Here is a 21,508-nt window from a genome sequence, read left to right on the forward strand (position 1 = left end):
GCACAAAGCCGCCCCTCTCCAAAACCAGGGCGCGTTGACCCGGGTCCCGTTCGGACGACAGCTTTGCGCGCCTTGCAGCTGCCGCCTACCGAGCGCCCCTTCTTTTGTTCTGCGCATCGGCGGTCAGCGCGGCGAGGCGATAGAAGCCGTGCGCCATCTTGGAAAACGGAGTCAGCAGGAAGAATGCGAGCACGGCCCCAAGATGCAAGGCCAACATGGCCGGCATCAGCGGGGTTTGACCGAGCACATAAAGCGCCAACCCGCTCAAACCCACAAAACCCAACAGAGCGATGAAGCCGAATTCGCCGCTCGTCGCGCCGGAGGCACCGAGTTCCGGATCCGCCCGTAGCTTCAGACGGATCATCTCGATGCAACCCAGGGTCAGCAGCAAGCCACCCGCCACGCCGAGAAGCTTCGGCATGGACCAGAGCGGGTAAGGGGCGCGCAGATCCAGCAGGTAATGCATCAATGTCGCCACACTCGTGGCGGCGAAACACAGAAGAAAGCCATACATCACGGCCTGATGCGCGAAGCGGCGGCCTTGGGAAAAACGGTCCTCGTCCTCGAAATTGCAGCCGTCGCCGTGCCCGCCCTTGAGGTTGCGCATGTTCGCCGCGGCGGCAAAGCCTCCCCGAAGATCGGAGAAGCGAACCCGACCGGCCCCGACCGCGCGCCAATACCGCCGCAAGCTGATCGCGAGACTAAGTAGCGGGAACAGGAAGGCAGGCAGGAAGATCGCCACCATCGTGTTGTGCGCCATGACCGCGTAAAAACCCTCGCCGCCTGCGCTTGCAAGCGACAGCATGGCCCAGATCAGGAGCGCAAAGCCCAGCACGGTCGCGAGCGCGATGCGCAGCCCGCTTTTTTGGAAGGCCTGCCCCGCCACGCGGGGAAACGCGAATTCTTCCCAGCTATCCTGCCGAACATTCGCCAGCGCCTGCGGCAGATTGAGGGCAAACTCGTGCGGTGCCGTGTATTGGCAGGCGTAATAGCACCCGCGACAATTGTGACAGAGATTGGCGAGCTGCGTCAGATCGCCGTCGCTGAAGGCGCGCTCAGCATGGAGCGCCGGAAAGACCGAGCAATATCCTTCGCAATACCGGCAGGCGTTGCAGATCTCGGCCTGACGACGTGCCTCTTCGAGAAACTCAGTTTGCATGGGCGGCGGCCTCCTTGCCTGCAATACGTCCGAAAACGGTGCCGATCGTCATGCCGAAACCGGCGAGATACCCCTGCCCGAGGATCGACCCGGCCATGGTTTCGCCGGCAGCCCATAGGTTCGAGACCGGGCGGTTTCCGACCGAGCATTGTGCGCGCTCGTCGACCTTCAGACCGAGATAGGTGAAGGTCACACCGGTGCGCAGCGAGTATCCGTAGAACGGCGGTTCGGTAATCGGACGCGCCCAGTTGGTCTTTGGCGGCGTGATCCCGGTGGTGGACACGCCGTCCAGCTCGGTCGGGTGAAATCCGGATGTGTCGCCGCAGGCTGCGTTGAACTCGGCCACGGTCTCGGCCAAGGCTGCGGACGGAAGTCCCATCTTGGTCGCCAGTTCTTCGAGCGTATCGGCCTTGATCGGCGGGAAGACCGAGGGCATGAACAACTCGAGCGACTTCGCGTCGATGATGACATAGCCCACCTGATCGGGCTGCGCCGCGACGAGACGACCCCAGATCGCATAGCGCTTCGGCCATACGTCCTCCCCCTCGTCGTAAAACCGCTCGCCATTCTTGTTCACGACGATCGAGAACGGCACGCAATCGAGCCGCGTGACTATCCCGCCATCGAATTTCGGCGCGCGCCCGTCGATCGCGACCGCGTGGCATTGCGTCGGATCGCCTACCTGTTCGACCTTCTGCTCGAGAAGGTCCGCGAGCACGACGCCGCGATTGTAGGGCGTGCCGCGGATCAGGAAGTTCTTCGCGGCCGGCCCCCAGGCGCGGGCGAGCCAATCGGTATCGGCTTGAAATCCGCCCGAAGCGACCACAACCGATTTCGGGCTGATACGCCGCGTCTCGCCATTCTGCGTGTAGTCGATATGCGTCACGCGATCATCGTCGATCTCCAGATGGGTGACGGCCGCTTCGTATTCGACTTGAACCCCGAGCGCTTCTGCGGTGCGGTAATAGGCGTTCACGAGGCCCTTGCCGCCACCGAGGAAGAAGGCGTTTGTCCGCGCGAGCGAAAGCGTGCCCGACAGCGAGGGCTGAAAGCGCACGCCATGCGCCTCCATCCACGGCAGGCATTCCTCGGAGCTTCGAATGGCGAGCCGCGCCAGACCTTCATCGGTCTTGCCGCCGGTGACTTTCATCAGGTCGGCAAGGTATTCTTCCTCGGTATAACTGTCGGTGAGTGGACCAAGCGGCCCGCGATGCATGCAGCGGAAGTTGCGCGTATGGCGGGAATTGCCGCCCCGATAGGGTTTCGGCGCGGTTTCGAGAATCAAAACGCGCGCCCCGGCCTCTGCCGCGGTGATCGCGGCACAGAGTGCCGCGTTACCGCCGCCGATGACGGCAATGTCGGGTTGAGGTGAAGCAAGTGTCACAGCAGATCTCCGTCATAGCTGGGGGTCTGGCCGGGCTCGGAGCGCAGGGCACGCACGCGCACCCGCTGGGCCGCCTCGATATGTGCGCGCATCGCGCTCTCGGCGAGCGCGCCGTCGCGCGCCTTGACGGCCTCCAGCACGGCGAAATGTTCTTCTACCGCCTTCACCGCCCGGTCCGGCTCGGTCAGCGTGGTCGGTCCAAGGATCATCAGCGCCTTTTGCAGCGAGCGGATCGAGCGGGTGAGGAACCGGTTCTTCGCTGCGTCGAGCAAAGCGGCGTGGAACTGCCGGTTAAGCGTGAATGCCTCAGGGACATTGCCGATCTCGCCCAGCTGACGGTTCATCTCGTAGAGTTCGTCGATCTCGATATCCGAAGCCGCCCGGGCCGCAAGCCGTGCCGCTGTGCCTTCGAGCACCGCGCGCATCTCGTAGAGCTCCATGACTTCGGCATAGTCGAGCCGTCGAATGCAGGCGCCCTGCCGCGCAACGTGACTGACGATGTTATCCGCTTCGAGCTTTCGTATCGCTTCCCGGACAGGCGTTCGCGACATACCCAGGCGCTCCGCAAGTTCGGTTTCCCGCAAGCGGTCGCCCGGGTTGAGCCGCCCTTCGCGCAATTCGGTCAGCAGACGGTCGTAAGCAGCGTTTCCCTGCGGTGTGCTGCCATCCTCATTTGCCATTTCGCCCTCCGCGTTCATCTTGTGTCCAATTGGATACAATCGTATACACGTCACGTCAAGACGAACAGGAGACCAGTTTGCGCAAACATATTTATGCGGGTGCCATGCGGCGGCGCGGCCTTACATTTCTCCTCGCAGCCTGCGGCACCGCGCTCTTCTGGGCGCTGGATTTGCCGCTTCCATTCCTCTTCGGGCCGATGGCATTTTGCCTTGCCGGCGCGCTGGCGCATTTACCGCTTCAGGGCTTCGGCCAGATCTCTGTCGGCGCGCGCACGATCCTCGGGGTGGCCGTCGGCGCCTCGATCACGCCCGAGGTCATCGCGCAATTGCCGCGCATGGCGCTCTCGGTCTCTCTCGTCCCTGTCTTCATCGCGGTGATCGCGCTCATCGGCGTGCCTTTCTTTCGAAAGTTCTGGGGCTTCGACGCGCCCACCGCCTATTACGCCGCGATGCCTGGCGGACTGCAGGACATGGTGATCTTCGGCACGGAAGCGGGCGGCGACCCTCGCGCGCTTTCGTTGGTGCACGCGACACGGGTTCTGATCATCGTGACCGTGGCGCCGTTTTTCCTGAGCCATTTCTACGGTGCCGAACTCAGCAACCCGATCGGCGCGCCCGTCGCGGATCTGCCGTGGTATGAGCTGGCGATCATGGCCGTCGCCGCGGTGCTCGGCTGGAAAGGCGGCGAGAGGCTCGGGTTGTTCGGCGCCTCGATTCTCGGCCCGATGATCGTCACGGCGGCCCTGTCGCTCTCGGGGATCATCCATTTCCGCCCGCCCGCCGAGGCGATCCTCGCGGCCCAATTCTTCATCGGCTGCGGGATCGGCGTGCATTTCCTCGGGGTGACGTGGAAAGAGCTCACCCGCATCGTGTCGGCAGGCATCGCCTACGTGCTGGTGCTGGCCGTGCTGGCCGCGGGGTTTTCCGGTCTGGTGACCGTGTTGGGTCTGGGCGAGCGGGTGCCAGCGTTTCTGGCCTTCGCGCCCGGCGGCCAGGCGGAGATGACAGTCCTCGCGATCGTGACCGGAGCAGATCTCGGCTTCGTCATCACCCATCACCTTACGCGCATCGTGCTCGTGATCGTCGGCGCACCCGTGGTGGCGAAGATCCTCACGCGAAGGCGGACGGATTGACCATTTGGATCGGGTTGCCCTCCGCATAGGCATTTACTTGCGCGAAGATGTCGGTGAACTGCTTGTCGAACTCGTCCTCGGTCACGTAGCCGATATGGGGCGTGGCGATTAGGTTCGGATGCGCGAGCAGCGGATCTGTCGCGTCGGTCTCGGGCTCGCGGTCGAAGACATCCACCGCAGCCTGCCCGGGATGCCCGGCCTCAAGGGCCGCCAGCAAGGCCCCCGGCACAATCAGCCCTGCGCGTGACGTGTTCACCAGCACCGAGCGCGGGGACATCTGCGCGAGATCCTCGGCGGTGACGATCCCGCGGGTCTCGGGGGTCAATCGCAGATGCAGCGAAACAATGTCGCTTTGCGCGAAGAAGGCGGCACGGCTCTCGGCAACGGTTTCCCCGTCAGCCAAGACACGCGCCCGCCCCGCCTCGGAGGCCCACCACACGACCTGCATCCCGAATGCCCGGGCATAATCCGCGACGACCCGCCCCAAACGCCCGTATCCGTAAAGGCCCAGCACTCGCCCGCGCAGGCTACGGCCTACGCCAATCTGCCAGTTGCCGGCTTTGACGCTCGCCATCTGCTGCGGAAGCTGGCGCATCGCGGCGAGCATCAACGCGAAGGTCAGCTCTGCCGCGGCATAATTGGCGCCATCCCCGCCGGTGTTCGAACATAGCAGAACGCCCTGGTCGGTGCAGGCCTCCACATCGACATGCGGCCACGTGCCCCGCTGCGAAATTAGACGAAGATTGGGTAGCCGCTCGAGCAAGCCGCGCGTGATCTTCGTGCGCTCGCGGAAGAGAACAACGCATTCAGCACCCGCGAGGCGGCGCGCAAGCGCTTCCTCGTCGGGCTCGTGATCCGTCCAGACCGTCACCTCGTGCTCGTCCAGCATGCGAAAACAGGGCAAGCTGCGGAGCGTGTCGAACCAGTCGTCGAGAATATGGACCTTCATTGCCTCTCCCTTGGTTAGCCTTGACCGGACAGGGCCTTGATCGCACGGCTGACCCGGTCGTGCAGGAGCACGAGGTCGGGTGATTTGCCTTCGTCTCGGGCAATCTTCGCGACAATCTCCTTGCGAATGTCCTCGAGGTCCTGACGGACGCGGCTCAGTTTCTCGAAATGGGTCATGGCCTCCTCAATGCGACAACAATACGGGAATTTTCGTGCGCGCAAGCACTTCCGAGGTCACCCCGCCAAGGAAATCTTCGCGAAACTTGGAATGCTCGAAAGCCCCGAGCACAAGAAGCGACGGGTCGTTGCGTGTGCACCATCTTAGGAGCGTGTCCGCCACGGGTCGCGGCGTCGGCCATTCCTCATGAATGGCCGAAACACCATGCCGGGAGAGATGGGTCAGAAGGTCACTGATGGCGCGGTCGTCCTGCGGCCCAATGGTCAGAACACTGACCCGCCCGTCATCCTCGAGAAGTCGAAGACTGTCGGAGAGCGCTCGCGCAGCGGCCCGCCCTCCATCCCATGCGAGCGCCGCGTGGCTGTGCTGTGCGCCCGCATTATAGCCTTCCGGAACCACGATCACCGGACGGCCCGACATCAGCGCAATACGATCCGGATGCAGGATCACATGCGCATCGCCATCGTCAGCCTGAGTGCCTACGATCAGCATATCGTAGTAGCGCGCCGCTTCGGAAAGGACGTTATCCACGCGTCCGGCCACGACTTTCAACTCGAGATCACTGCCAAGCCCGAGGGCACGGCGCTCTTCCTCGAACCTCGCCTCGATCTCGCGCAGAATGTCGCCATTGGCCGTTTCAAGAAGCGCACGCGCTTCCTTCGGGATCCAGCGTGAGCGGCGGTCGATCACCTCGTGCGCCGCATGGGCCATTATCGCCGTCACATTAGCGCCACGCTGCGCCGCCATGGAGGCGGCATAGCGCAGGGCGGCGACCGACCCGCTCGATCCATTGAAGGCGACCAGAAGGTTCATCATTGGCATGTCAGCGTCCTTTCCAAACCGAAGCGGGAACATAGACCCGTCCGTCGGCTAACTTGCGCGCAGTGCGCAGCAAACCCGCGGAGTTCAGCGTGAAGTGGTTGTTCATTTCGAAGTCGACGAGGACTTCGATCGTGCCGGACGCATGCTCCAGCACCACGCTCGCCGGGCTCGTGGTCGGGCGCTCCAGTAGTCCGTCGGCCACGGTGCCGGGCGTAAGCGCGCAGGAGGCAAGACATTGCGCCCCGGTGACCGCCATCGAGGGATGCGTGTTCCACGGCATGAAATATCGCGTCGCGACGGTTCCACCCGTCTTGGCGGGCGCAAGCAGGCCGAATTTCGGCGTCACCGATTTCGAGACGTCGCCCATCCCCATAGCCGCGCCCGCCTTGAGGCGCACGGCCTCCATACGGGCGAAGAACTCGGCATTCGCGTCGAGCTCTGCTGCGCTTTCATAGCCGGTAAGGCCGAAGTCCTGCGCCCGCGCGATCACCATCGGCATCGCGACATCCATGCAGGTCACCTCGATACCGTCGAACTCATCGCGCAGATGCCCCGTCGGAAGAAACGCTCCGGTCGAGGAGCCGACAACCCCCATGAAATTGAGCGCGATCGGCGCGGCCGTGCCGGGCACGCCGGCGATTTCCGCGTCACCGTCGTAGCGCATCGCCCCGCCCGGCGTCTGAACGCGCGCGAGAACCTTCGCCCCGGTATTGACAGCGCGGATCTTCACCTCGGTCTCGTCCCCCGTGGGGCGGACGAGGCCAAGCTCGATCGCGGCGGGCCCCACCCCCGAGAGGATGTTGCCGCAGGTCGGCTTGAAGTCGACGAGCCGATCTTCGACAGAGACCTGCGCGAAGAAATAATCGACCTCCGCCCAGTCATCGTCCGAGGGCGAGAGCATGGCGACCTTGGTCGTCACCGCGACGCCGCCGCCGAGCCCGTCGATATTGTTCGCATGGCCCGAACCGAGCACCGCGATCAGAACCTCGGCCAGCGTCTCGCGATCAGCAGGCAGATCGGCGCGGTTGAAATAGGGGCCGCGCGAAGTGCCGCCACGCATGAATACATAGGGAATGGCTGTCTGTTCCATCTCATTCGCTCCGTCGGATCATTTCAGGGGCCAGGGAAGATTGGCTGCGTGCTGCAGCAGGCCGGGCGGGAAATCGCGGTTCAGCGCGCCGGCCATGACGCACATCAGGGCGATGCCGCTGGCGGCGAGGATCAGCGTCTTGGGCCAGCTGGCCTGGGCGCGGATGCGCAGGAAGGTGACGAGGAACCCGGCCAGTGCGAGGATGAAACCGACGACGTAAGTCGCCGCGATCAGCCCCGCGAACCACGCGAGCGTCCCCCACAGGCCATAGGGCGCGTCCGCGTCCTCTCCCGAGACTTCCTTGTCCGCGAAGATCACATCGCGCTCGGCGCGCAGGATCATCTGCACCAGAAGGATCACCAGCGCCGTCAGCGTGATGCCCCCAACCACGAGCGGCACGATCTTGTCGGTCATGTTGTAGTTCGGGATCAGGCTCGCGTTGACGAGCGCCGCAATCACGTAGCCCATGACCACCAGCAGGAAGATCAGCGGCGCGCGTTTGGAGCCCGACTGGACATCACCCTCGGCCATGATCGACTTAGCCTGCCGCAACCCGAGGAAGACCGACACGACCGTCACTATGAGCAATACGATCACGATCGGCGAGAACAGGTAGTCGACGCCCGCCGAGAAGGAATTGCGGAACCGGAAGGATGCGATCTGGAAAGCCTGGTTGGAGAATTTCTCGACCGGGTTCGACAGCACGAAGCCGATCAGGAACGCCGGACGCGACCAGTCGAACCGGCGCAGGAAGATCCCGATGAGGCCAATCGCGAACAGGGCGAGGATGTCCTCGAAATTCTGCCCTGACTGGAAGGCAGCAAAGGAGATCAGCATGAACAGGAACGGCGCGAGATAGGTGAAGCGGATCGTGGTCAACTTCGCGATCCCGCCCGAGGCCGCGATGCAGAGCACCGTGCCCACGACGTTTGCCAGAGCCAGCAGCCAGACGATCGAGTAGGTGATATCGAGATTGTCGCGCAGCATGTTGGGGCCGACTTCGATATCGCCGGAGCCCAGCAGGGCCAGTGCGCCGATGAAGATTGCCATCGAGCCCGAGCCCGGGATGCCGAAGAGCAGCGTCGGAACGAGTCCGCCGCCTTCCTTGGCGTTGTTCGAGCTTTCCGGCCCGATCACGCCGCGGATTTCGCCTTTGCCGAAATTCGACTTGTCCTTGGTGGTCTGAACGGCGTGGCCGTAGGCGATCCAGTCGACGACCGACCCGCCGAGGCCGGGGATCACACCGACGATCACGCCGATCAGCGAGCAGCGGACGGACAGCCATTTGTTGGCGACCCAGTCGCGCACGCCCTGGCTCCAGCCGGCGCCGAGCGTCGCGTCCTTGGCGATCGAGCTGTCCTGACGCAGCAGCGAGACGATTTCGGGCAAGGCGAAAATGCCGAGACCCACGATCACCAGCTGCAGCCCGTCCGTGAGATAGGGAATATCATAGGTCGCCATGCGCAGGCTGCCGCCGGCATCGGCCTCGCCGATCGTGCCGATCAGCATGCCAAGCCCCGCCGCGGCGAGCCCCTTGAGCGCCACGCGCCCCGCGAGCACAGCGACCATCGAGAGGCCGAGGATCGAGATCATCAGCATCTCGGGCAGACCGAAGGCAAGCACCAGCGGCCGGGCGACCATGATGAACATGGTCAGGAAAAGCGCGCCGACGAGACCGCCGAAGAGGGACGAAGTGAAGGCGGCCGAGAGCGCCCGCGCCGCCTGCCCTTTCTTGGCGAGCGGGAAGCCGTCGAGAACGGTCGCCTGGCTCGCCGAGGAACCGGGGATCCCCATCAGCACGGAGGCGAAGGTGTCGGAGGTCGGCACGACCGCGACCATGCCCACCATCAGGGCCAGCCCCAGCACCGGGTCCATACCGAACATGAAGGGCAGCAGGAGCGAGAGGCCGGCGATGCCGCCGAGACCGGGGAAGACCCCCACGGCCAAGCCCATGACGACCCCGAGCACCAGGTATCCCAGAACAACAGGTTGCAGAATCAGAGCCCATGCCTCGCCAAGCGCAGGCACGGCGGTTGCGAAGACATCCATCTCGCCCACCTCGAATTTTAGGATTATGAGAAAGTGAGCGGTCCGCGTCCCGCAGGAAGGGACCGCTCGAGGGTTTCGCTTAGTTCAGCGAAACGCCGTAGGCTTCTTGAAGCCAGTCGGTCACATAGGCTTTGGCTTCGGGAGACACGGTCGTGCCTTCCTTCGTCGCCTGCTCGGCGCCCTTGCCGACGAAGACGTCGTATTTACCAACCTGCTGTGCCGCGATTTTCTTGAAGTCCGGACGGTTGCGCACGGCGTCGAAGGCTTCGGTATAGGCTTCGACCACGTCATCGGGCGTGCCCTGCGGCAGGAACGCAATCTTCTGAACCGGGAAGCCCGCGATGAAGAACGCTTTCCACGAATCCCAGGCTTCGCCGGAGGTTTCGCAGCCATCGGTGGCTTCGCAAACTTCCTTGAAGGTCGGCAGATCGGGGAAGGTCGGATCGCGGACGATGTTGTTATTCTCGTCGAGCGCGCCCCAAGTCATCATCGGAACGGCCTTGCCAGCCTCTACCATCGAGGCCGAGCCGCCGAGATAGCCGGTCGTCGTCTGATAGTCGATCGTCGCTTCGCCGCGCTCGAACATCAGGCGGCCGTCACCGCGTCCCTTGATACCGAAGACCGGCTCAACGTTCATGCCCAGCATCCGCCATGCGAGAAGCGGCACGAGGTCGAGACGGGTTGCGCCCTGCGAACCGTAAATGAAGTTGAGGTCCTTGAGGTTATTCGCAGACCCGTCGAATTTCTTGCCGGCCTCGGGATTGAGATAAGCCACGCCGCCCGTGCCAGATGCCATGACCGGGATCCAGTCGGAATACTCGTAGCGCACCCGCGGATCGCCGAGCAGATAGGGGAACTGCGTCGAGCCGGAGGTGCCGAAAAGCAGCGTGCCGTCCTCGTAGCGCTGCTCCTGGAACCAGTTCGCACCCTTGGTCGAGCCTGCGCCCGGCATGAACTTCACGATCACGGTAGGCTTACCCGGCAGCTCCTGCGCGAGAAGCGGCGCAAAGAAGTTGGCCCATTTCGCGGAGCCCCCGGTCTCCGAGAACGGAATGACCCATTCGATGGTCTTGCCGCTGAAGTCGACATCCGCGAGGGCCGGTGCCGACATGAAGGCGAGCGCCGCCGCAGAATATATGAATTGCTTGATGGTCATTAGTGTCCTCCCTTAGACCTTTCGAACCGGGCGGGCTCGAAGCCGGCCGGTATGTAGTTATTCTCCTCAAGGGACGAATCCCTCCTCCTACACCGGCAACATGTCGTCCTAACCTTGCGCGAAACTTGCGCAACATGACAAAGAAGTAACCATGCGCATCGCCATCATCGAAGATAACGAGGCTCTGTCCCGCGCCATCGCCTTCCGCCTGCGGGATCGCGGCCACGCCGTGGACCTTCTGCATGATGGACTCGAGGCCGACCGTTTCCTCGCGCAGGAAGGCGCCGATCTGATCGTGCTTGACCTGAACTTACCGGGTATGGACGGGATCGAGGTGCTTCGGGCGCTGCGCAGGCGTGGTGACGGGGCGCCGGTGATCCTGCTGACCGCGCGCTCGGAAACGGCCGAGCGGGTTGCTGGGTTGGATGCCGGGGCAGATGACTATCTCACCAAGCCCTTCGAGATGGACGAGCTGGAAGCCCGGCTGCGGGCGATGGCACGGCGCAAGAACCTCGAATTCATGGAGCGCGACAAGTTCGGTCCGCTCGTCTTCGACCGCACCAGTCGCCAGCTGATGCATGACGAAACTCCGCTCGAAATTCCGCGTAAGGAAATCGCCACGCTGGAATGCCTACTCGAACGGCGCGGACGGATCGTCTCCAAATCGGCATTGATCACGCATGTCTATGGCACAGGCTCGGATGCCGAGGAGAGCGCAATCGAACCGCATGTCTCGCGGCTGCGCAAACGACTTGAGCCATACGGCATCAAGATCAAGACGGCCCGTGGCCTGGGTTACATGCTCGAGGTGGAAGCTTCATGATCGCGCAGCCCAGGTCCGTGTCCCTGCGGATGAGACTGTTCCTCGTCATCCTTCCGCCGCTCTTGCTGGTTTCCATCTTGTTAGGGTGGTGGCGCTTTACGGTGGGGCAACGGACCTCGGAAGAGCTATTCGATCGTAGTCTCCTCGCCGCGGCGCTGGCGATTTCGCGCGATGTCGCGATCTCTGAGGGCGATGCGCTTTCGCCGAGCACCCGGGATATCATTTCGGACGCAGGCGGCGGCGAAGTTTTTTACCACGTGACCGGACCCGGCGGGATCTACGTGACCGGCTACGCCTACCCGCCGCGCCCCGAGACAGACGGTCCGCAAGACAAGCCTTACTATTACATGGCGGAATATCGCGGCGAACTGATGCGCGTCATGCGGATGCATGAACGCCGGACGATCGGCAACATGACCGGAGAAACCGTCGTAACGGTCTGGCAACGGGCGAGCGATCGCCGTGCCTTCGCCCGCCAATTGGCCCAACGGGCGGCAGCCGTCATCGTCGTCCTGATGGTCGCGCTGAGTCTGCTGATCTGGTTCGGTGTCCAGATCGGTCTCCGACCTCTCAACGACCTTCAGGCCGCGATCGAAAAACGCTCGCCCGATGATCTCGCCCGCATCAAACGCCCCGTGCCCAAAGAAGTCATGGGCATCGTCACGACGCTCAACAGGCTGCTGTTGCAGATGCGTCGGAGCATAGAGACCCATCAAGCCTTCATCTCCGACGCGGCCCATCAGCTTCGCAATCCTGCGTCCGCGCTTCTCGCACTGGCCGAGACTTTGCCGGGTGTGCGTGATCCTGCCGAACGCGAGGCGCGCCAGCAGGAACTGATCGAGGCTGCGCGCAACTCCGCCCGACTGGCGGATCAACTTCTCTCGCTCGAGAGGCTTCGCTACGAAGGGGGCGAAACCGTCGAGGCGTTCGATCTGAACCCGGTCCTGGAAGAGGTCTGCCGCAGCTTTGGTTCCGCGGCGCTTTCGCGTGACATCGAATTCGAACTCGAAACGTCACCCGAGCCCCTTCCCGTGAGCGGCGACCCTGTTCTGATCGGCGAGGCCGTGCGGAACCTCCTGGAGAACGCACTGCACCATGGAGGACCAACGATGACACGTATCGCGGTGAATACGGAACGATCCGGGACGGAAGCCAAGGTCATTGTTCAGGACGATGGGGTCGGCATCCCGCTCGATCAAGAAGAGATCGCATTTCGGCGCTTCTCGCAACTTAGGAATGGCGAGGGCACCGGTCTCGGCCTCGCGATCGTCGAACAGGTTTTGCACCGCCACCGAGGGGAGGTGAGACTGACCCCTTGCGACCGCGGAACTCGCGTCCGACTGACGCTTCCGCTTGCCGCGCGTAACCCGGGCGACTGTTAGAACGACCTTCGCAGAGGGAACTACGAGTGTTCGGGTGAGTGTCCGTTCGACGTTCGAAGCGGATGCTACGTCCCAGCAAACCCAAGGGCCGCAAAGGGCCGTTTCCAGCATTACTGCTGGAAGGTCCCAGAGCAGAAATTCCATTTACGCCGCAAGAAAGCCGATGGCTACGAGGCGACGATTCAGCCCGTGGGCAACGCGACGGTTCAAGTCGAGCCGCCAACCCATTTCTTGAAGCGCTAAGTGCGCTCCAAGTCAATAAGTGCGTCTGCCAAGTTCAATTCTAGCTTGACAGGTCGTGCGCAGGCTTATGCTTTCGCCTGCGCACTCATTTGCTTTTTCTGGCTTTTCGCTGACCCGCACGAAGCCAAAACTAATGCGACATCAGCTCTTACTTTTTTCCTCCTCTAGCTTGTGGCCGTCGTCATTTAGCTCCTCCCAAGCTTCACGAGCCCTCATTTCAAGATCGTGTCTCACTTCGAGCTGCTCCACCTGCGCATTGAACCAACGGGCCTCCTCCTCGGTCAGCGGCGCATGGGATCGCTTCCACGAGCGCCGCTCAAACCAAATGGTCGCCCATAGAGCGATGATCACCAAGACGCCAAACATTGCGGCCACCACGATCGCCAGATCCAAATTCGGGTTCACACAATCCGCCATTTCAATCTCCCTGTTTCACTGCAACGGAGGACGGTTTTCGTGCGCGACTAGGGTGTCGATCAGTTTGATCACCGCGCGCAGATCCCACCCGCGCTCGGCTCCTCGCAGCATGTCCGTTAGCGCGTCGACCGTATCCGCTGGCAGGCCTCGTGCCGCCCCTTCGCGCCGCGCGAAATACGCCAGATGTGCGCCGGCGAGCGGCGGGATATAAACCACGCGACAGCGGCTTTGCAGCGGCGCTGGAACGGCAAGACGGTCGTTCGAGGTCAGGATCCAGCTGATCCAGCGCATGTCGAACCGCACGCGGAAAAATGGGCAGCTCCAGGTCCGCGCACTGAGGGGGTCCAGCAGCGGCAATAGCGCATTGCTCAGCGCAAAGCTAAAGCCTCGACTTGAACGCACATCGCCGCACTTATCCACCTCATCGATCACGATGACCGGGTTACCCACGCGCTGATGCAGGATGAGCTCCACAGGCCGGCCCGGATGGGCCGTCGACCAGCCTCGTTGGCTTCCGGCCACCGCGAAGCCCGCCGGTTCATTCGATGCGTCGATCAGTTCTGTCGGCGTGCCGATCAATTCCGCCAATCGACGCGCCCAGTGGCTCTTTCCGATGCCAGGAGGCCCATCAAGCAAGAGCGGCGGCAGACGGAGGGCGGGAGCACCTTTGCGCATGCTTTCACGCATCGCATACCACGCGAATTCTGTCGCACTGGACATCCAAGGCATCTCCTCGTGTAGCGCCGCGGCAATTTCGTCCACCCTATGCTCGCTCTCAAGCTGAATAAGCTGGACGCCGTTTTGGAGTGCCGAGAGCTTCTTCCGTTCGTCATAGCTGAGATGGCTCATTCTGGAGGCCTGCTGTCGAAGCTCTACGAGCTTTTGAGCGCGGCGGCGGATCTTGTCCCTGTCTTTGCGGCTTGGGGAGATCTGATCCGTCACATCAGACCATTCCCCGCCTCGATCGAGGTTCGAAAACCAGTCTTCATCGATCCCTAGATTCTTGCGGCGCAGTTCCGAGAGTGCCTTAGAGAGACGGGTCTCAATGTCATTTGCTGTGTCCGACGGGAAAAACCGAATATCGGCAATCTGAAAGTGAACCGAGCGACGCGGGCCGCTCCTGGTGGGGACGGAACGTCTCGTCATTCCAACGACCCTGCAGTTCGACAGAAAATCAAGGGTTCACGGCTATGCACGATAGAAAACCTCACCCGTGGTTCGCACAAGCGGCGAGCCGTCCTCCGAGAGAACTCATGGGGCCTGCACTCCGGCGACATTCCACGAACGGGGTCAATACATGCGGTTCTCTTGTCAGGAGCGCTTTTGAGCGTCGTCATTGAAAAAACTCCCGCCACTCATCGTCGGAGAAATTGCAGGAAAGATCGTCGTGAACCTTTTCCAAGGCCAGACGTTCAAACGCAGCTGTGCGATATGCCTCAGCGGTTCTTTCGCTTCGGTGACCACAGGCCTTCATGGCTAACTCGACGCCGCGGGAACCGAAACGGGCGAATTCATCATGGAGCTTCGTTCGCGCCGCGTGCGATCCTGTCCCCAGAACTTGGCTCCAGAGGAAGCTCACGTAATTCTTGTGAGGTGCTGTGTCGTCATAGTTCACAAACAACAATCGTCGTTTCTGGAAACAAGATTCTCGCATTTCCGACAAGTAGATCGGCGCACACCCTTGCAGCACGACTTGATCAATGAAGAAGGCGAAGACTGGATGGATGTGGGACTGAAACCGACGACCAGTCTTCGATACCTTCAAATCGAATTTGTAGCCAGCTTCGTCCCAGGCAAGTTCCTTGCCGAACGAGATGCGTGTATCCGCGACGCGCAACGGTAGTGCTGCAAACAGAGTGATCGCAAGCGCGGCATTCCGTCGATACTGAGCATGTCGTGGATTTGGCAGCCGGTCGGCTTCTCCAAGCATCTCGAAAGCTATCGCAAACATCTCCGAATATGTCGGCAATGAGAGGACCTTTGCCTCCTTCTTTGGCTGAATCTTGGCGGAACGACGCTCGTGGAAACGAACACGCTCAAGAAGATAATCGAGAACTTCCTCCTTGGCGCCGATGTATCCTCCGAAGTCGCGCACTTGCCGCATCGCAGAATGAATAGTGACCGGTGAGAGTGGGCGCTCTCGGTTGAACAGGGACTTCTCATATTCCCGGGTTGCCTCCAATGTCAGGTCCATCGCCAGACCGCGATCACGTGCGACTTTGGCAAACTCCCGCAACTTCACTTTCGTCGTTGCAATCATGGAAGGCGCAGGGGGATTGGCCGCAACGCCCGGCAAGCCATCTTCCATCGCTGCAAGGGCCTCCAACCAACTGTGCGGAAGATCACTAATATCCAGGGAGAACCTTTTCTCGCGCGGCTTGTGAGATCTATGCCTGTCTTCTGGGGGGCCGTGCCATCGCGCAATGGCGATGTCCAATTCACGTTCAAAAGGAGAGCGCTCAAAGATTTTCCTGAGCGCCGCTCGCAGCGAGGTCAGTTTACCCCACGTCCAATATTCGGTAGCTTTCGATATAAGGCCCGCATCAATGTGTGCCTCAGCATCCAGTTTCAATGCAGAAAAAAACTCGTCTACAATCGAAATCTGTGCAACCGAAATTTCACGCCTAACGATCTGATTCAGAGTTTGGTCAATATCCAGAATTTGTGTTAATCGCCCGCGCTCGATAATTTCTCTTGCCCTCTTCACGCGATACGTCGGTGCGTTTCCATTCTTCATTTGGAGAACCCCGCCATCTTAATAATCTTATCCTGAACTTCGAGAAGCTCTCGCTCTTCATCAATCCAAGCATAATATTTACGAACTACGTTCGGGGTATTACACAAAAGCCGCGCGGCGCCAGCGTAGTCTCCAGGCTGAGCTCGCAAGTAAAGAGAAGCGAGCCCATGCCGAAAATTATGCGGGAACATTTGAAGGTGATGATTGCGTGCGTGGCGATGCAGCCAGCCCCGCAAAACGGTTGAAGAAAGTTGGGGAACCCCATAGCCAGGAAAGAGAAAATCCGACTCTTCCGATCCATGAATCTCTGGCCGAATTTCATCAAGATACCAGATCAATACCTCCAGCGCTCGCGTTGGACCGTCCACGAGCGATGCCTTGATATCACGCTTATTTTTCACGGAATGCGCTGGTAGTAATACGTATGCCTGCCTCCGCGCCCCAACGGGAAGAATGAGATTTGCATCCTCTCCCCTATGTCGAAGTTGAAGCATATTCGACACTCGCAGCGGCACCCCCCATAACGCGATCGCGGAAAAGCATGCGAGAACTCCCAGCTGAATAATTCTTCGCTCCTTGTAAGGAGAATTAAAGACTTCCGCTCGTAATGACTGAGCATCCCTCATGAATGCCAGATGTAAACTTTGAAAAGTGAGTTCTGCACGACGATTTCGAAGAAGATGCTGGCAAAACGCTTTTGCCGGTTCAGACATCTCTTGCGCGTCGCGTTGCCCCTTTTTTAAGGTAGGATTTATCTTGAGCGATGTTCTCATGAAGCTCGTATCAAGGTGCAACCACTCTGCGAGGATGGCGATGTTAGTTATATAGGAACGCATCGTGCGTTCCGAAATGCGGATGTTTCCATCTTGGTCTTGGATCCAAGCCCGAACAATTTCGAGAAATACAGTGCGATCGAAAATCTTCTCAAATGCGACGATCTCATGCTTGATGACACCAATCATTAATCCGGTCCGAAGATACTTATTGAGAGCCGCCTGGCGCACATTTTGCGCAGCTTTAGAAAGCCCAAAGACCGCTTCCCCACTAATTTCATCCATCTCGCCGGACGAGGCGTTTTCGATCAACTGATGGGCTTGCTGTTGCAGATGAACGGGAATGTGATCGGGCGCCGACCTCCGCACCCTATCCGGAACCTCCAGGTCGCATGTTGGCAGAGTCTCCGCGATTTCGGATGAAAGGTGCCGATACTCATTCAGCCTGCGCACCGCCTGAGAAATAGTTCGACGACGTTTCGCATCGAGTGCATCAGAGAGGGTAGAGAGCCATGCGCCGTCAAGTTCATGAGGCTGGCGTCCAGCACGTCTAGCTTCTTTTGCAAGCTGCACGATCGGTATAAGTTCCTGGCGCCTGCGGCCAAAGGTTCCATCGACTAGCCTTTCGCATTCGAAAAGTAATTTGCTCCAGAGATCTTTGGGGGCGACCGTGGTCGCTGTCGTGGCTCCGCTGCTCTTTTTCAGTATGGAAACGACCCTCTGGCGCCAACCTTTGTAGGATTTGAATGTTTTGAAAAGATCGGGATCATAGCTTTTGCGATGGAAACGCCCCTCAAACGCCACCACATCCGCAGGGATACTAGCGAGACTGTTGACTTGATAAACTTTCAAGCAACGGCGGATCGCATCTCGGTAGATCTTTTTCGTTCCATCCGTATATCCCGCCTCGCATTCAATCCACCGAAGCACATCTACCATTGTGCCAACTGCGCCATCTTCTTTCTTTCCGGACATGTTCGCTAATTCCACTTTTCTTCGATATAACCGACTGGAAAACTGAACACTCCATTTCTTTGAGGCGCCGAAAAAGAGAGAGTGTTCCGTTGTTTTCTCGCTAATACCCACTCTGTTCCTTATTACGCAGGTAGAGCATCGTGCTCGCCTTCGCCGTGTCGCCCCCTGTAGTGTCAACGAGACGCACAGCCTTCCCAAATCGCGGCTCAAGCCACCATTCGAATGGCTCGTTCAAGCGCCACGCATCGACGTGCGCGGGCAGGTAGCGACGAATTCGCGGGCCAAGATCCGCGTGATGCGGCAACCTCCACTTCGGGTCTCTTTCGTTGCCAGCCCGGCGGATCGTGTGTTCCTCGATGCCCGCCATCGCCGCTAGCTGCTTCACCGAAAGAAGTGGCCGCTGGAGCTGTGGCAGCTCTGAAGATGGGATCTGATGAAGTCGCCACAATCGGCGGAGCAGGTCGACGAAATTCACGCGCCCGCCCGGCATCATCTCGCAAGAGAGCTCGCCCACTACTTTCGTGGCGGTCTTGCGTGTAACGCTCAGGTGCTCTGCGATCCTCGATATCGTCATCGGATGATAGCTCGCATATTTGATGGCAATTTTTCTCATGCCATCATTTTTTCACATCACACCTCTAAACGGGAACGCCCAAAGACGGTCAAAAGCCACGAAACAGCAAAAAACTTGTGGATTACGAGGCATTTCCGAACTCGAACAAGAAGGCTCAAAGCGAATTAGGAGATAATTGCGCAATTTTAGCCGAAATCGACCCTTCTATTGCGCAAAAACATATATTTTTTCGCACAGGAAATTGCCATTACTGATACGATTTAATTTTCGATTTTTAGACGAAAGAAACCGGCGAGTAGGCAGGCAAAAGCAATTGCCTTGGCACGGGTTCTCAACCTGGCGATCGGATGTAAGTGACACATCGCTGTATTTAACTGAAGCGTTGGTCGGCGTGGAGACCGTTGTGCTCCTCAAGCCAACAGGATCAAAGCCAGTGGCCGTGCGGCGCGCATGATGGGCGTGCGGTCATCCTTCGCGCCCGCGACGAGCATACGCGCGACCTCCCGGCAGCCCCCTGCCAGTTCTCGGGGCTCGCGTTCGATTTCGACCGTTCCCGGCTGCATCTGGGACAGTCGTAGAGTTGCCGCGAAAGCCTTCCCCTTCATCGTTGCTTTCGCCGCGACAGCAATATTCTGGATATTGGATCCTGAGCCTAAGCGGAAAGTCCATCGATAGAGTCGAGGCGAACATGCAGCTTCACCAGATCTGCTTGGCGCGCCAGGACCTAACGACGTCCAGTATGCCAGAGAGAAAAGGCGAGACTGACAATGACGATCACGCCGCCAGCCAGCATGGACGGCGTTGGCTGAATGCCGGTTCCGGCCCAGATCCAGATTGGGCCGAGAACGGTTTCGAGAAACATCAGCAGGCTCACGTTCGATGGGTGCGTGTAGCGAGATGAAAGCGAGAGCGAGAAGAACGACACGGGGAGCACCAGCCCGCCTGCGAGGGCAATTGCCCAAACGTGCCCCTCAGTCAATGCGCCCGGTTCCGTCAATGCAAGACATGCAAGCCCCGCCAGTGTGGCCCACCACCTACCAGGAGCAGGATCGGCAATTGCGCATTGGCTCGGATGGTAACGAAACTGATCGCCAAACACATCGCGACGCCCAGACCTATTGCTGCACCAAGCAGTGGACTACCGGTGGTCTGCCCGGGATCCGTCCCGAAAACTGCAATGCCGATTCAGGACAGCACGACTGCGGTCGTGACCCAGGTCGTCCAATGTGCCCGTTCGCCCAGAAACATCTAGGACAACAGCGCAGCAAAGATCGGCACGGTGGCAACGCTGAATAAAACAACCGAGACCGGCGCAACCGCGATGTCAAATGCGAAAGGCGAAGCGTTGCAAGATTGACAAAGCAGGACGAGCACACCGGCCCAGCAGATAGTGACACGCAAATCTTTGCGAAGTTGCCGTCGCCGGAAAATCAGCCAAGCCAGCAACATCGTAGAGCCCATCAGGAGCCCGCGCCAAGCCATCATCTGGCTGCCGCTCATCTCCGACCACCGCATGAGCAGAGTGTCAGGTGAGATCGCCAGCGCCCCAAAGAGGGCGAGGAAGATACCGAACCTGGGGTTGCTTGTCATTTTCGGTTCCAGAAGCGAGGAAGCGCCCAAGCCTTACCGGTCCACTGGTAGCATTCCAAGCTTTGTCGAAGCATCGTTAGGTCTCAAAAGGAACAGAGCAGCATCTCGTCGCTTCCGACCCTTACCTGCCGTCCGCTTCGCGTCCGAGCGCTGCGGTGCAGCGTCTCGAGAGCGGCCATTGGTTCATCGTGCAGCATTTTTGGAGGATGACGGTCTGCTGTGCGGACGAAGCCGACGGTCGCGCCCTCGTCGTCTGGTTGTTGCCCGAGATGCATTATCGGCGCGACCGTTCAGCCGGGAAGCCCGTCGATCCTTTCGATGGCGACCAGGTCGTTGTCCCAGGTCGCGCGACTGGAACAGCAGATATGCGCGTTGGGTCGTATGTCGATCCGGCTGTCAAGCGACCCCGCTGGCACGACAAGCAAACCAATCTCCGGTTGAGAAACAGGCAGCGCGGCCCCGCAGTCGGAGCAAAAGCCCTTAACATGGCGTGAACCGGCGAGCCGGAACGTCTTGATGTTTTCCTCACCTGACATCCATTTAATTTTGGCCGTGGACGAAAACAGGTTTGCCGAATGGGCCGAACCGCTGCCCTTGCGGCAGCGGGCGCAGTGGCACAGGAAAAAGCTCTCGAATTCTCCCGATATGCGGAATTTCACAGCGCCGCACAGGCATTGTCCTATGGCCTGATTGTCGTCCATTCACACTCCTCTCGAGAGACAAGCCCCTGTCGCCAGTCGAATGCATTTTCATTTCCTCCTTGTATCCGCGTGTTGGATCACGGTCAAAAAGGGGCTCGAAGCGGGCTTGCGGCGTCGCGGCGCGGCTGGGCGCTCTCAGTGAGCAAAGATCGTCGCTCTCAGCCCTGAGTTGGACATTGAAGCTGGCGGGTCTGCGCAAATGCTGCTTGATCGAACCCGCCATTCGCGCATCGTGCAGCCGTCGTTCACGTCTTGTAGACGAATGATGCTTCGCCAAGAGATGGTGCTCACTTTAGTCGTTGCGGTGGTTGGTCTCGTCGCGATCACGTTCATATCTTTTCATGTCCGGAAATTCCGGTAGCCAGGCTTCGCGACGAACGACCCAATTCTCATAGGTTGGTTTCAATTGGTCGGGCGCATCGAGGCAACCGAGATGCAGTTCGACCTCATCGCCACTTCGCGCGAAAACGGACGATCCGCAGCGTGGACAAAAATTCCTCCCGGCATAGTCACGCGTGTCGCCGTCGATGTTCACCGCGTCTTCAGGGAAAACGGCGGCCGCGTAGAATAGGGCGCCATGATGTTTGCGACAGTCGAGGCAGTGACATATGCCGACCCGATAGGGGCGGCCCGAAGCCACAATTCGAACATCGCCGCACATACAACCGCCCGTGAAACGCTTCATAATCGTGTT

At 60.1% G+C, this 21,508-nt stretch carries 22 protein-coding genes; 3 read left to right on the forward strand and 19 right to left on the reverse strand.

Annotated features, from left to right (window positions below):
• Window positions 1–85 precede the first annotated feature (85 nt).
• From tcuB to BMI86_RS16260, 3 genes are read right to left on the reverse strand one after another with little or no spacing between them, the layout of a single operon-like run.
• On the reverse strand, window positions 86–1,159 hold the full coding sequence (gene tcuB / locus BMI86_RS16250; RefSeq protein ID WP_078542300.1) for a tricarballylate utilization 4Fe-4S protein TcuB: 1,074 nt from the start codon (window positions 1,157–1,159) through the stop codon (window positions 86–88).
• Window positions 1,149–2,543: an FAD-dependent tricarballylate dehydrogenase TcuA gene (gene tcuA / locus BMI86_RS16255; protein ID WP_078542301.1), complete on the reverse strand. Its 1,395-nt coding sequence runs from the start codon at window positions 2,541–2,543 to the stop codon at window positions 1,149–1,151. The genes tcuB and tcuA overlap by 11 nt, the downstream gene beginning before the upstream one ends.
• Window positions 2,540–3,223 carry a GntR family transcriptional regulator gene (locus tag BMI86_RS16260; protein WP_078542302.1) on the reverse strand — a complete coding sequence of 228 codons (684 nt, stop codon included), beginning with the start codon at window positions 3,221–3,223 and terminating at the stop codon, window positions 2,540–2,542. Before BMI86_RS16260 ends, tcuA begins: the two co-directional genes overlap by 4 nt.
• Window positions 3,224–3,327: 104 nt before the next feature.
• On the opposite strand from BMI86_RS16260, the gene BMI86_RS16265 reads away from it, so the two are divergent.
• The gene (locus tag BMI86_RS16265; protein ID WP_078542394.1) at window positions 3,328–4,356 is read left to right on the forward strand and encodes an AbrB family transcriptional regulator; all 1,029 of its coding nucleotides are present in this window, start codon (window positions 3,328–3,330) and stop codon (window positions 4,354–4,356) included.
• Here the strand turns inward: BMI86_RS16265 and BMI86_RS16270 are convergent.
• From BMI86_RS16270 to BMI86_RS16290, 6 genes are all read right to left on the reverse strand, one after another.
• The gene (locus BMI86_RS16270; RefSeq protein ID WP_078542303.1) at window positions 4,334–5,305 is read right to left on the reverse strand and encodes a D-2-hydroxyacid dehydrogenase family protein; all 972 of its coding nucleotides are present in this window, start codon (window positions 5,303–5,305) and stop codon (window positions 4,334–4,336) included. The two genes, BMI86_RS16265 and BMI86_RS16270, sit on opposite strands and share 23 nt — an antisense overlap.
• Window positions 5,306–5,319: 14 nt before the next feature.
• Complete coding sequence (locus tag BMI86_RS21315; protein WP_166504574.1) at window positions 5,320–5,481, reverse strand: hypothetical protein; 162 nt, start codon at window positions 5,479–5,481, stop codon at window positions 5,320–5,322.
• 7 nt (window positions 5,482–5,488) lie between these two features.
• Window positions 5,489–6,304 carry a universal stress protein gene (locus BMI86_RS16275; RefSeq protein ID WP_078542304.1) on the reverse strand — a complete coding sequence of 272 codons (816 nt, stop codon included), beginning with the start codon at window positions 6,302–6,304 and terminating at the stop codon, window positions 5,489–5,491.
• A gap of 1 nt (window position 6,305) precedes the next feature.
• Window positions 6,306–7,394 (reverse strand): 4-oxalomesaconate tautomerase, encoded by a 1,089-nt coding sequence (locus BMI86_RS16280; RefSeq protein ID WP_078542305.1) that lies wholly within the window; start codon window positions 7,392–7,394, stop codon window positions 6,306–6,308.
• 18 nt (window positions 7,395–7,412) lie between these two features.
• Window positions 7,413–9,443, reverse strand: coding sequence for a tripartite tricarboxylate transporter permease (locus BMI86_RS16285; RefSeq protein ID WP_075774267.1), 2,031 nt, complete (start codon window positions 9,441–9,443; stop codon window positions 7,413–7,415).
• A gap of 79 nt (window positions 9,444–9,522) precedes the next feature.
• Window positions 9,523–10,599 (reverse strand): tricarboxylate transporter, encoded by a 1,077-nt coding sequence (locus tag BMI86_RS16290; protein ID WP_078542306.1) that lies wholly within the window; start codon window positions 10,597–10,599, stop codon window positions 9,523–9,525.
• Window positions 10,600–10,750: 151 nt separating this feature from the next.
• Between BMI86_RS16290 and BMI86_RS16295 the strand changes: the two genes are divergently transcribed.
• Both BMI86_RS16295 and BMI86_RS16300 read left to right on the forward strand, forming a co-directional pair.
• The gene (locus BMI86_RS16295; protein WP_078542307.1) at window positions 10,751–11,422 is read left to right on the forward strand and encodes a response regulator transcription factor; all 672 of its coding nucleotides are present in this window, start codon (window positions 10,751–10,753) and stop codon (window positions 11,420–11,422) included.
• A gap of 29 nt (window positions 11,423–11,451) precedes the next feature.
• Window positions 11,452–12,804, forward strand: coding sequence for a sensor histidine kinase (locus BMI86_RS16300; protein ID WP_246831738.1), 1,353 nt, complete (start codon window positions 11,452–11,454; stop codon window positions 12,802–12,804).
• 384 nt (window positions 12,805–13,188) lie between these two features.
• Here BMI86_RS16300 and BMI86_RS16305 read toward each other — a convergent pair whose 3' ends face one another.
• The 10 genes from BMI86_RS16305 to BMI86_RS16345 all read right to left on the reverse strand — a co-directional run bounded on the left by BMI86_RS16305 (window position 13,189) and on the right by BMI86_RS16345 (window position 21,499).
• Window positions 13,189–13,464 carry a hypothetical protein gene (locus tag BMI86_RS16305; RefSeq protein WP_078542309.1) on the reverse strand — a complete coding sequence of 92 codons (276 nt, stop codon included), beginning with the start codon at window positions 13,462–13,464 and terminating at the stop codon, window positions 13,189–13,191.
• Between the two features lie 15 nt (window positions 13,465–13,479).
• Complete coding sequence (locus tag BMI86_RS16310; protein WP_078542310.1) at window positions 13,480–14,610, reverse strand: AAA family ATPase; 1,131 nt, start codon at window positions 14,608–14,610, stop codon at window positions 13,480–13,482.
• A 187-nt stretch (window positions 14,611–14,797) separates the two neighbouring features.
• Window positions 14,798–16,201 carry a hypothetical protein gene (locus tag BMI86_RS16315; protein WP_143594832.1) on the reverse strand — a complete coding sequence of 468 codons (1,404 nt, stop codon included), beginning with the start codon at window positions 16,199–16,201 and terminating at the stop codon, window positions 14,798–14,800.
• Window positions 16,198–18,060 carry a tyrosine-type recombinase/integrase gene (locus BMI86_RS21055; RefSeq protein ID WP_143594833.1) on the reverse strand — a complete coding sequence of 621 codons (1,863 nt, stop codon included), beginning with the start codon at window positions 18,058–18,060 and terminating at the stop codon, window positions 16,198–16,200. The genes BMI86_RS16315 and BMI86_RS21055 overlap by 4 nt, the downstream gene beginning before the upstream one ends.
• Window positions 18,050–18,562 (reverse strand): hypothetical protein, encoded by a 513-nt coding sequence (locus BMI86_RS16325; protein WP_078542313.1) that lies wholly within the window; start codon window positions 18,560–18,562, stop codon window positions 18,050–18,052. The genes BMI86_RS21055 and BMI86_RS16325 overlap by 11 nt, the downstream gene beginning before the upstream one ends.
• 371 nt (window positions 18,563–18,933) lie before the next feature.
• Window positions 18,934–19,086, reverse strand: a complete 153-nt coding sequence (locus BMI86_RS21320; RefSeq protein ID WP_168173878.1) for a hypothetical protein — start codon at window positions 19,084–19,086, stop codon at window positions 18,934–18,936.
• A gap of 161 nt (window positions 19,087–19,247) precedes the next feature.
• Window positions 19,248–19,502, reverse strand: coding sequence for a hypothetical protein (locus BMI86_RS21500; RefSeq protein WP_246831739.1), 255 nt, complete (start codon window positions 19,500–19,502; stop codon window positions 19,248–19,250).
• Window positions 19,503–19,771: 269 nt separating this feature from the next.
• Complete coding sequence (locus BMI86_RS21505) at window positions 19,772–20,113, reverse strand: hypothetical protein (protein WP_246831740.1); 342 nt, start codon at window positions 20,111–20,113, stop codon at window positions 19,772–19,774.
• 290 nt (window positions 20,114–20,403) lie between these two features.
• Window positions 20,404–20,814, reverse strand: a complete 411-nt coding sequence (locus BMI86_RS16340) for a GFA family protein (RefSeq protein ID WP_078523501.1) — start codon at window positions 20,812–20,814, stop codon at window positions 20,404–20,406.
• A 292-nt stretch (window positions 20,815–21,106) separates the two neighbouring features.
• Window positions 21,107–21,499 (reverse strand): GFA family protein, encoded by a 393-nt coding sequence (locus tag BMI86_RS16345; protein WP_078523502.1) that lies wholly within the window; start codon window positions 21,497–21,499, stop codon window positions 21,107–21,109.
• Between the last annotated feature and the right edge of the window lie 9 nt (window positions 21,500–21,508).

The sequence above is a fragment of the Thioclava sp. DLFJ5-1 genome (genome assembly GCF_002020115.1).
Taxonomy (GTDB): Bacteria; Pseudomonadota; Alphaproteobacteria; order Rhodobacterales; family Rhodobacteraceae; genus Thioclava; species Thioclava sediminum.

Excerpts from the sequence above, each read along its gene's own strand:
- tcuB (WP_078542300.1), bottom strand. The coding sequence starts at position 1,159 with ATGCAAACTGAGTTTCTCGAAGAGGCACGTCGTCAGGCCGAGATCTGC.
- BMI86_RS16260 (WP_078542302.1), bottom strand. The coding sequence starts at position 3,223 with ATGGCAAATGAGGATGGCAGCACACCGCAGGGAAACGCTGCTTACGAC.
- BMI86_RS16265 (WP_078542394.1), top strand. The coding sequence starts at position 3,328 with ATGCGGCGGCGCGGCCTTACATTTCTCCTCGCAGCCTGCGGCACCGCG.
- BMI86_RS16270 (WP_078542303.1), bottom strand. The coding sequence starts at position 5,305 with ATGAAGGTCCATATTCTCGACGACTGGTTCGACACGCTCCGCAGCTTG.
- BMI86_RS21315 (WP_166504574.1), bottom strand. The coding sequence starts at position 5,481 with ATGACCCATTTCGAGAAACTGAGCCGCGTCCGTCAGGACCTCGAGGAC.
- BMI86_RS16275 (WP_078542304.1), bottom strand. The coding sequence starts at position 6,304 with ATGCCAATGATGAACCTTCTGGTCGCCTTCAATGGATCGAGCGGGTCG.
- BMI86_RS16280 (WP_078542305.1), bottom strand. The coding sequence starts at position 7,394 with ATGGAACAGACAGCCATTCCCTATGTATTCATGCGTGGCGGCACTTCG.
- BMI86_RS16285 (WP_075774267.1), bottom strand. The coding sequence starts at position 9,443 with ATGGATGTCTTCGCAACCGCCGTGCCTGCGCTTGGCGAGGCATGGGCT.
- BMI86_RS16290 (WP_078542306.1), bottom strand. The coding sequence starts at position 10,599 with ATGACCATCAAGCAATTCATATATTCTGCGGCGGCGCTCGCCTTCATG.
- BMI86_RS16295 (WP_078542307.1), top strand. The coding sequence starts at position 10,751 with ATGCGCATCGCCATCATCGAAGATAACGAGGCTCTGTCCCGCGCCATC.
- BMI86_RS16300 (WP_246831738.1), top strand. The coding sequence starts at position 11,452 with ATGAGACTGTTCCTCGTCATCCTTCCGCCGCTCTTGCTGGTTTCCATC.
- BMI86_RS16305 (WP_078542309.1), bottom strand. The coding sequence starts at position 13,464 with ATGGCGGATTGTGTGAACCCGAATTTGGATCTGGCGATCGTGGTGGCC.
- BMI86_RS16310 (WP_078542310.1), bottom strand. The coding sequence starts at position 14,610 with ATGACGAGACGTTCCGTCCCCACCAGGAGCGGCCCGCGTCGCTCGGTT.
- BMI86_RS16315 (WP_143594832.1), bottom strand. The coding sequence starts at position 16,201 with ATGAAGAATGGAAACGCACCGACGTATCGCGTGAAGAGGGCAAGAGAA.
- BMI86_RS16325 (WP_078542313.1), bottom strand. The coding sequence starts at position 18,562 with ATGAGAAAAATTGCCATCAAATATGCGAGCTATCATCCGATGACGATA.
- BMI86_RS21320 (WP_168173878.1), bottom strand. The coding sequence starts at position 19,086 with ATGCAGCCGGGAACGGTCGAAATCGAACGCGAGCCCCGAGAACTGGCA.
- BMI86_RS21505 (WP_246831740.1), bottom strand. The coding sequence starts at position 20,113 with ATGACAAGCAACCCCAGGTTCGGTATCTTCCTCGCCCTCTTTGGGGCG.
- BMI86_RS16340 (WP_078523501.1), bottom strand. The coding sequence starts at position 20,814 with ATGGACGACAATCAGGCCATAGGACAATGCCTGTGCGGCGCTGTGAAA.
- BMI86_RS16345 (WP_078523502.1), bottom strand. The coding sequence starts at position 21,499 with ATGAAGCGTTTCACGGGCGGTTGTATGTGCGGCGATGTTCGAATTGTG.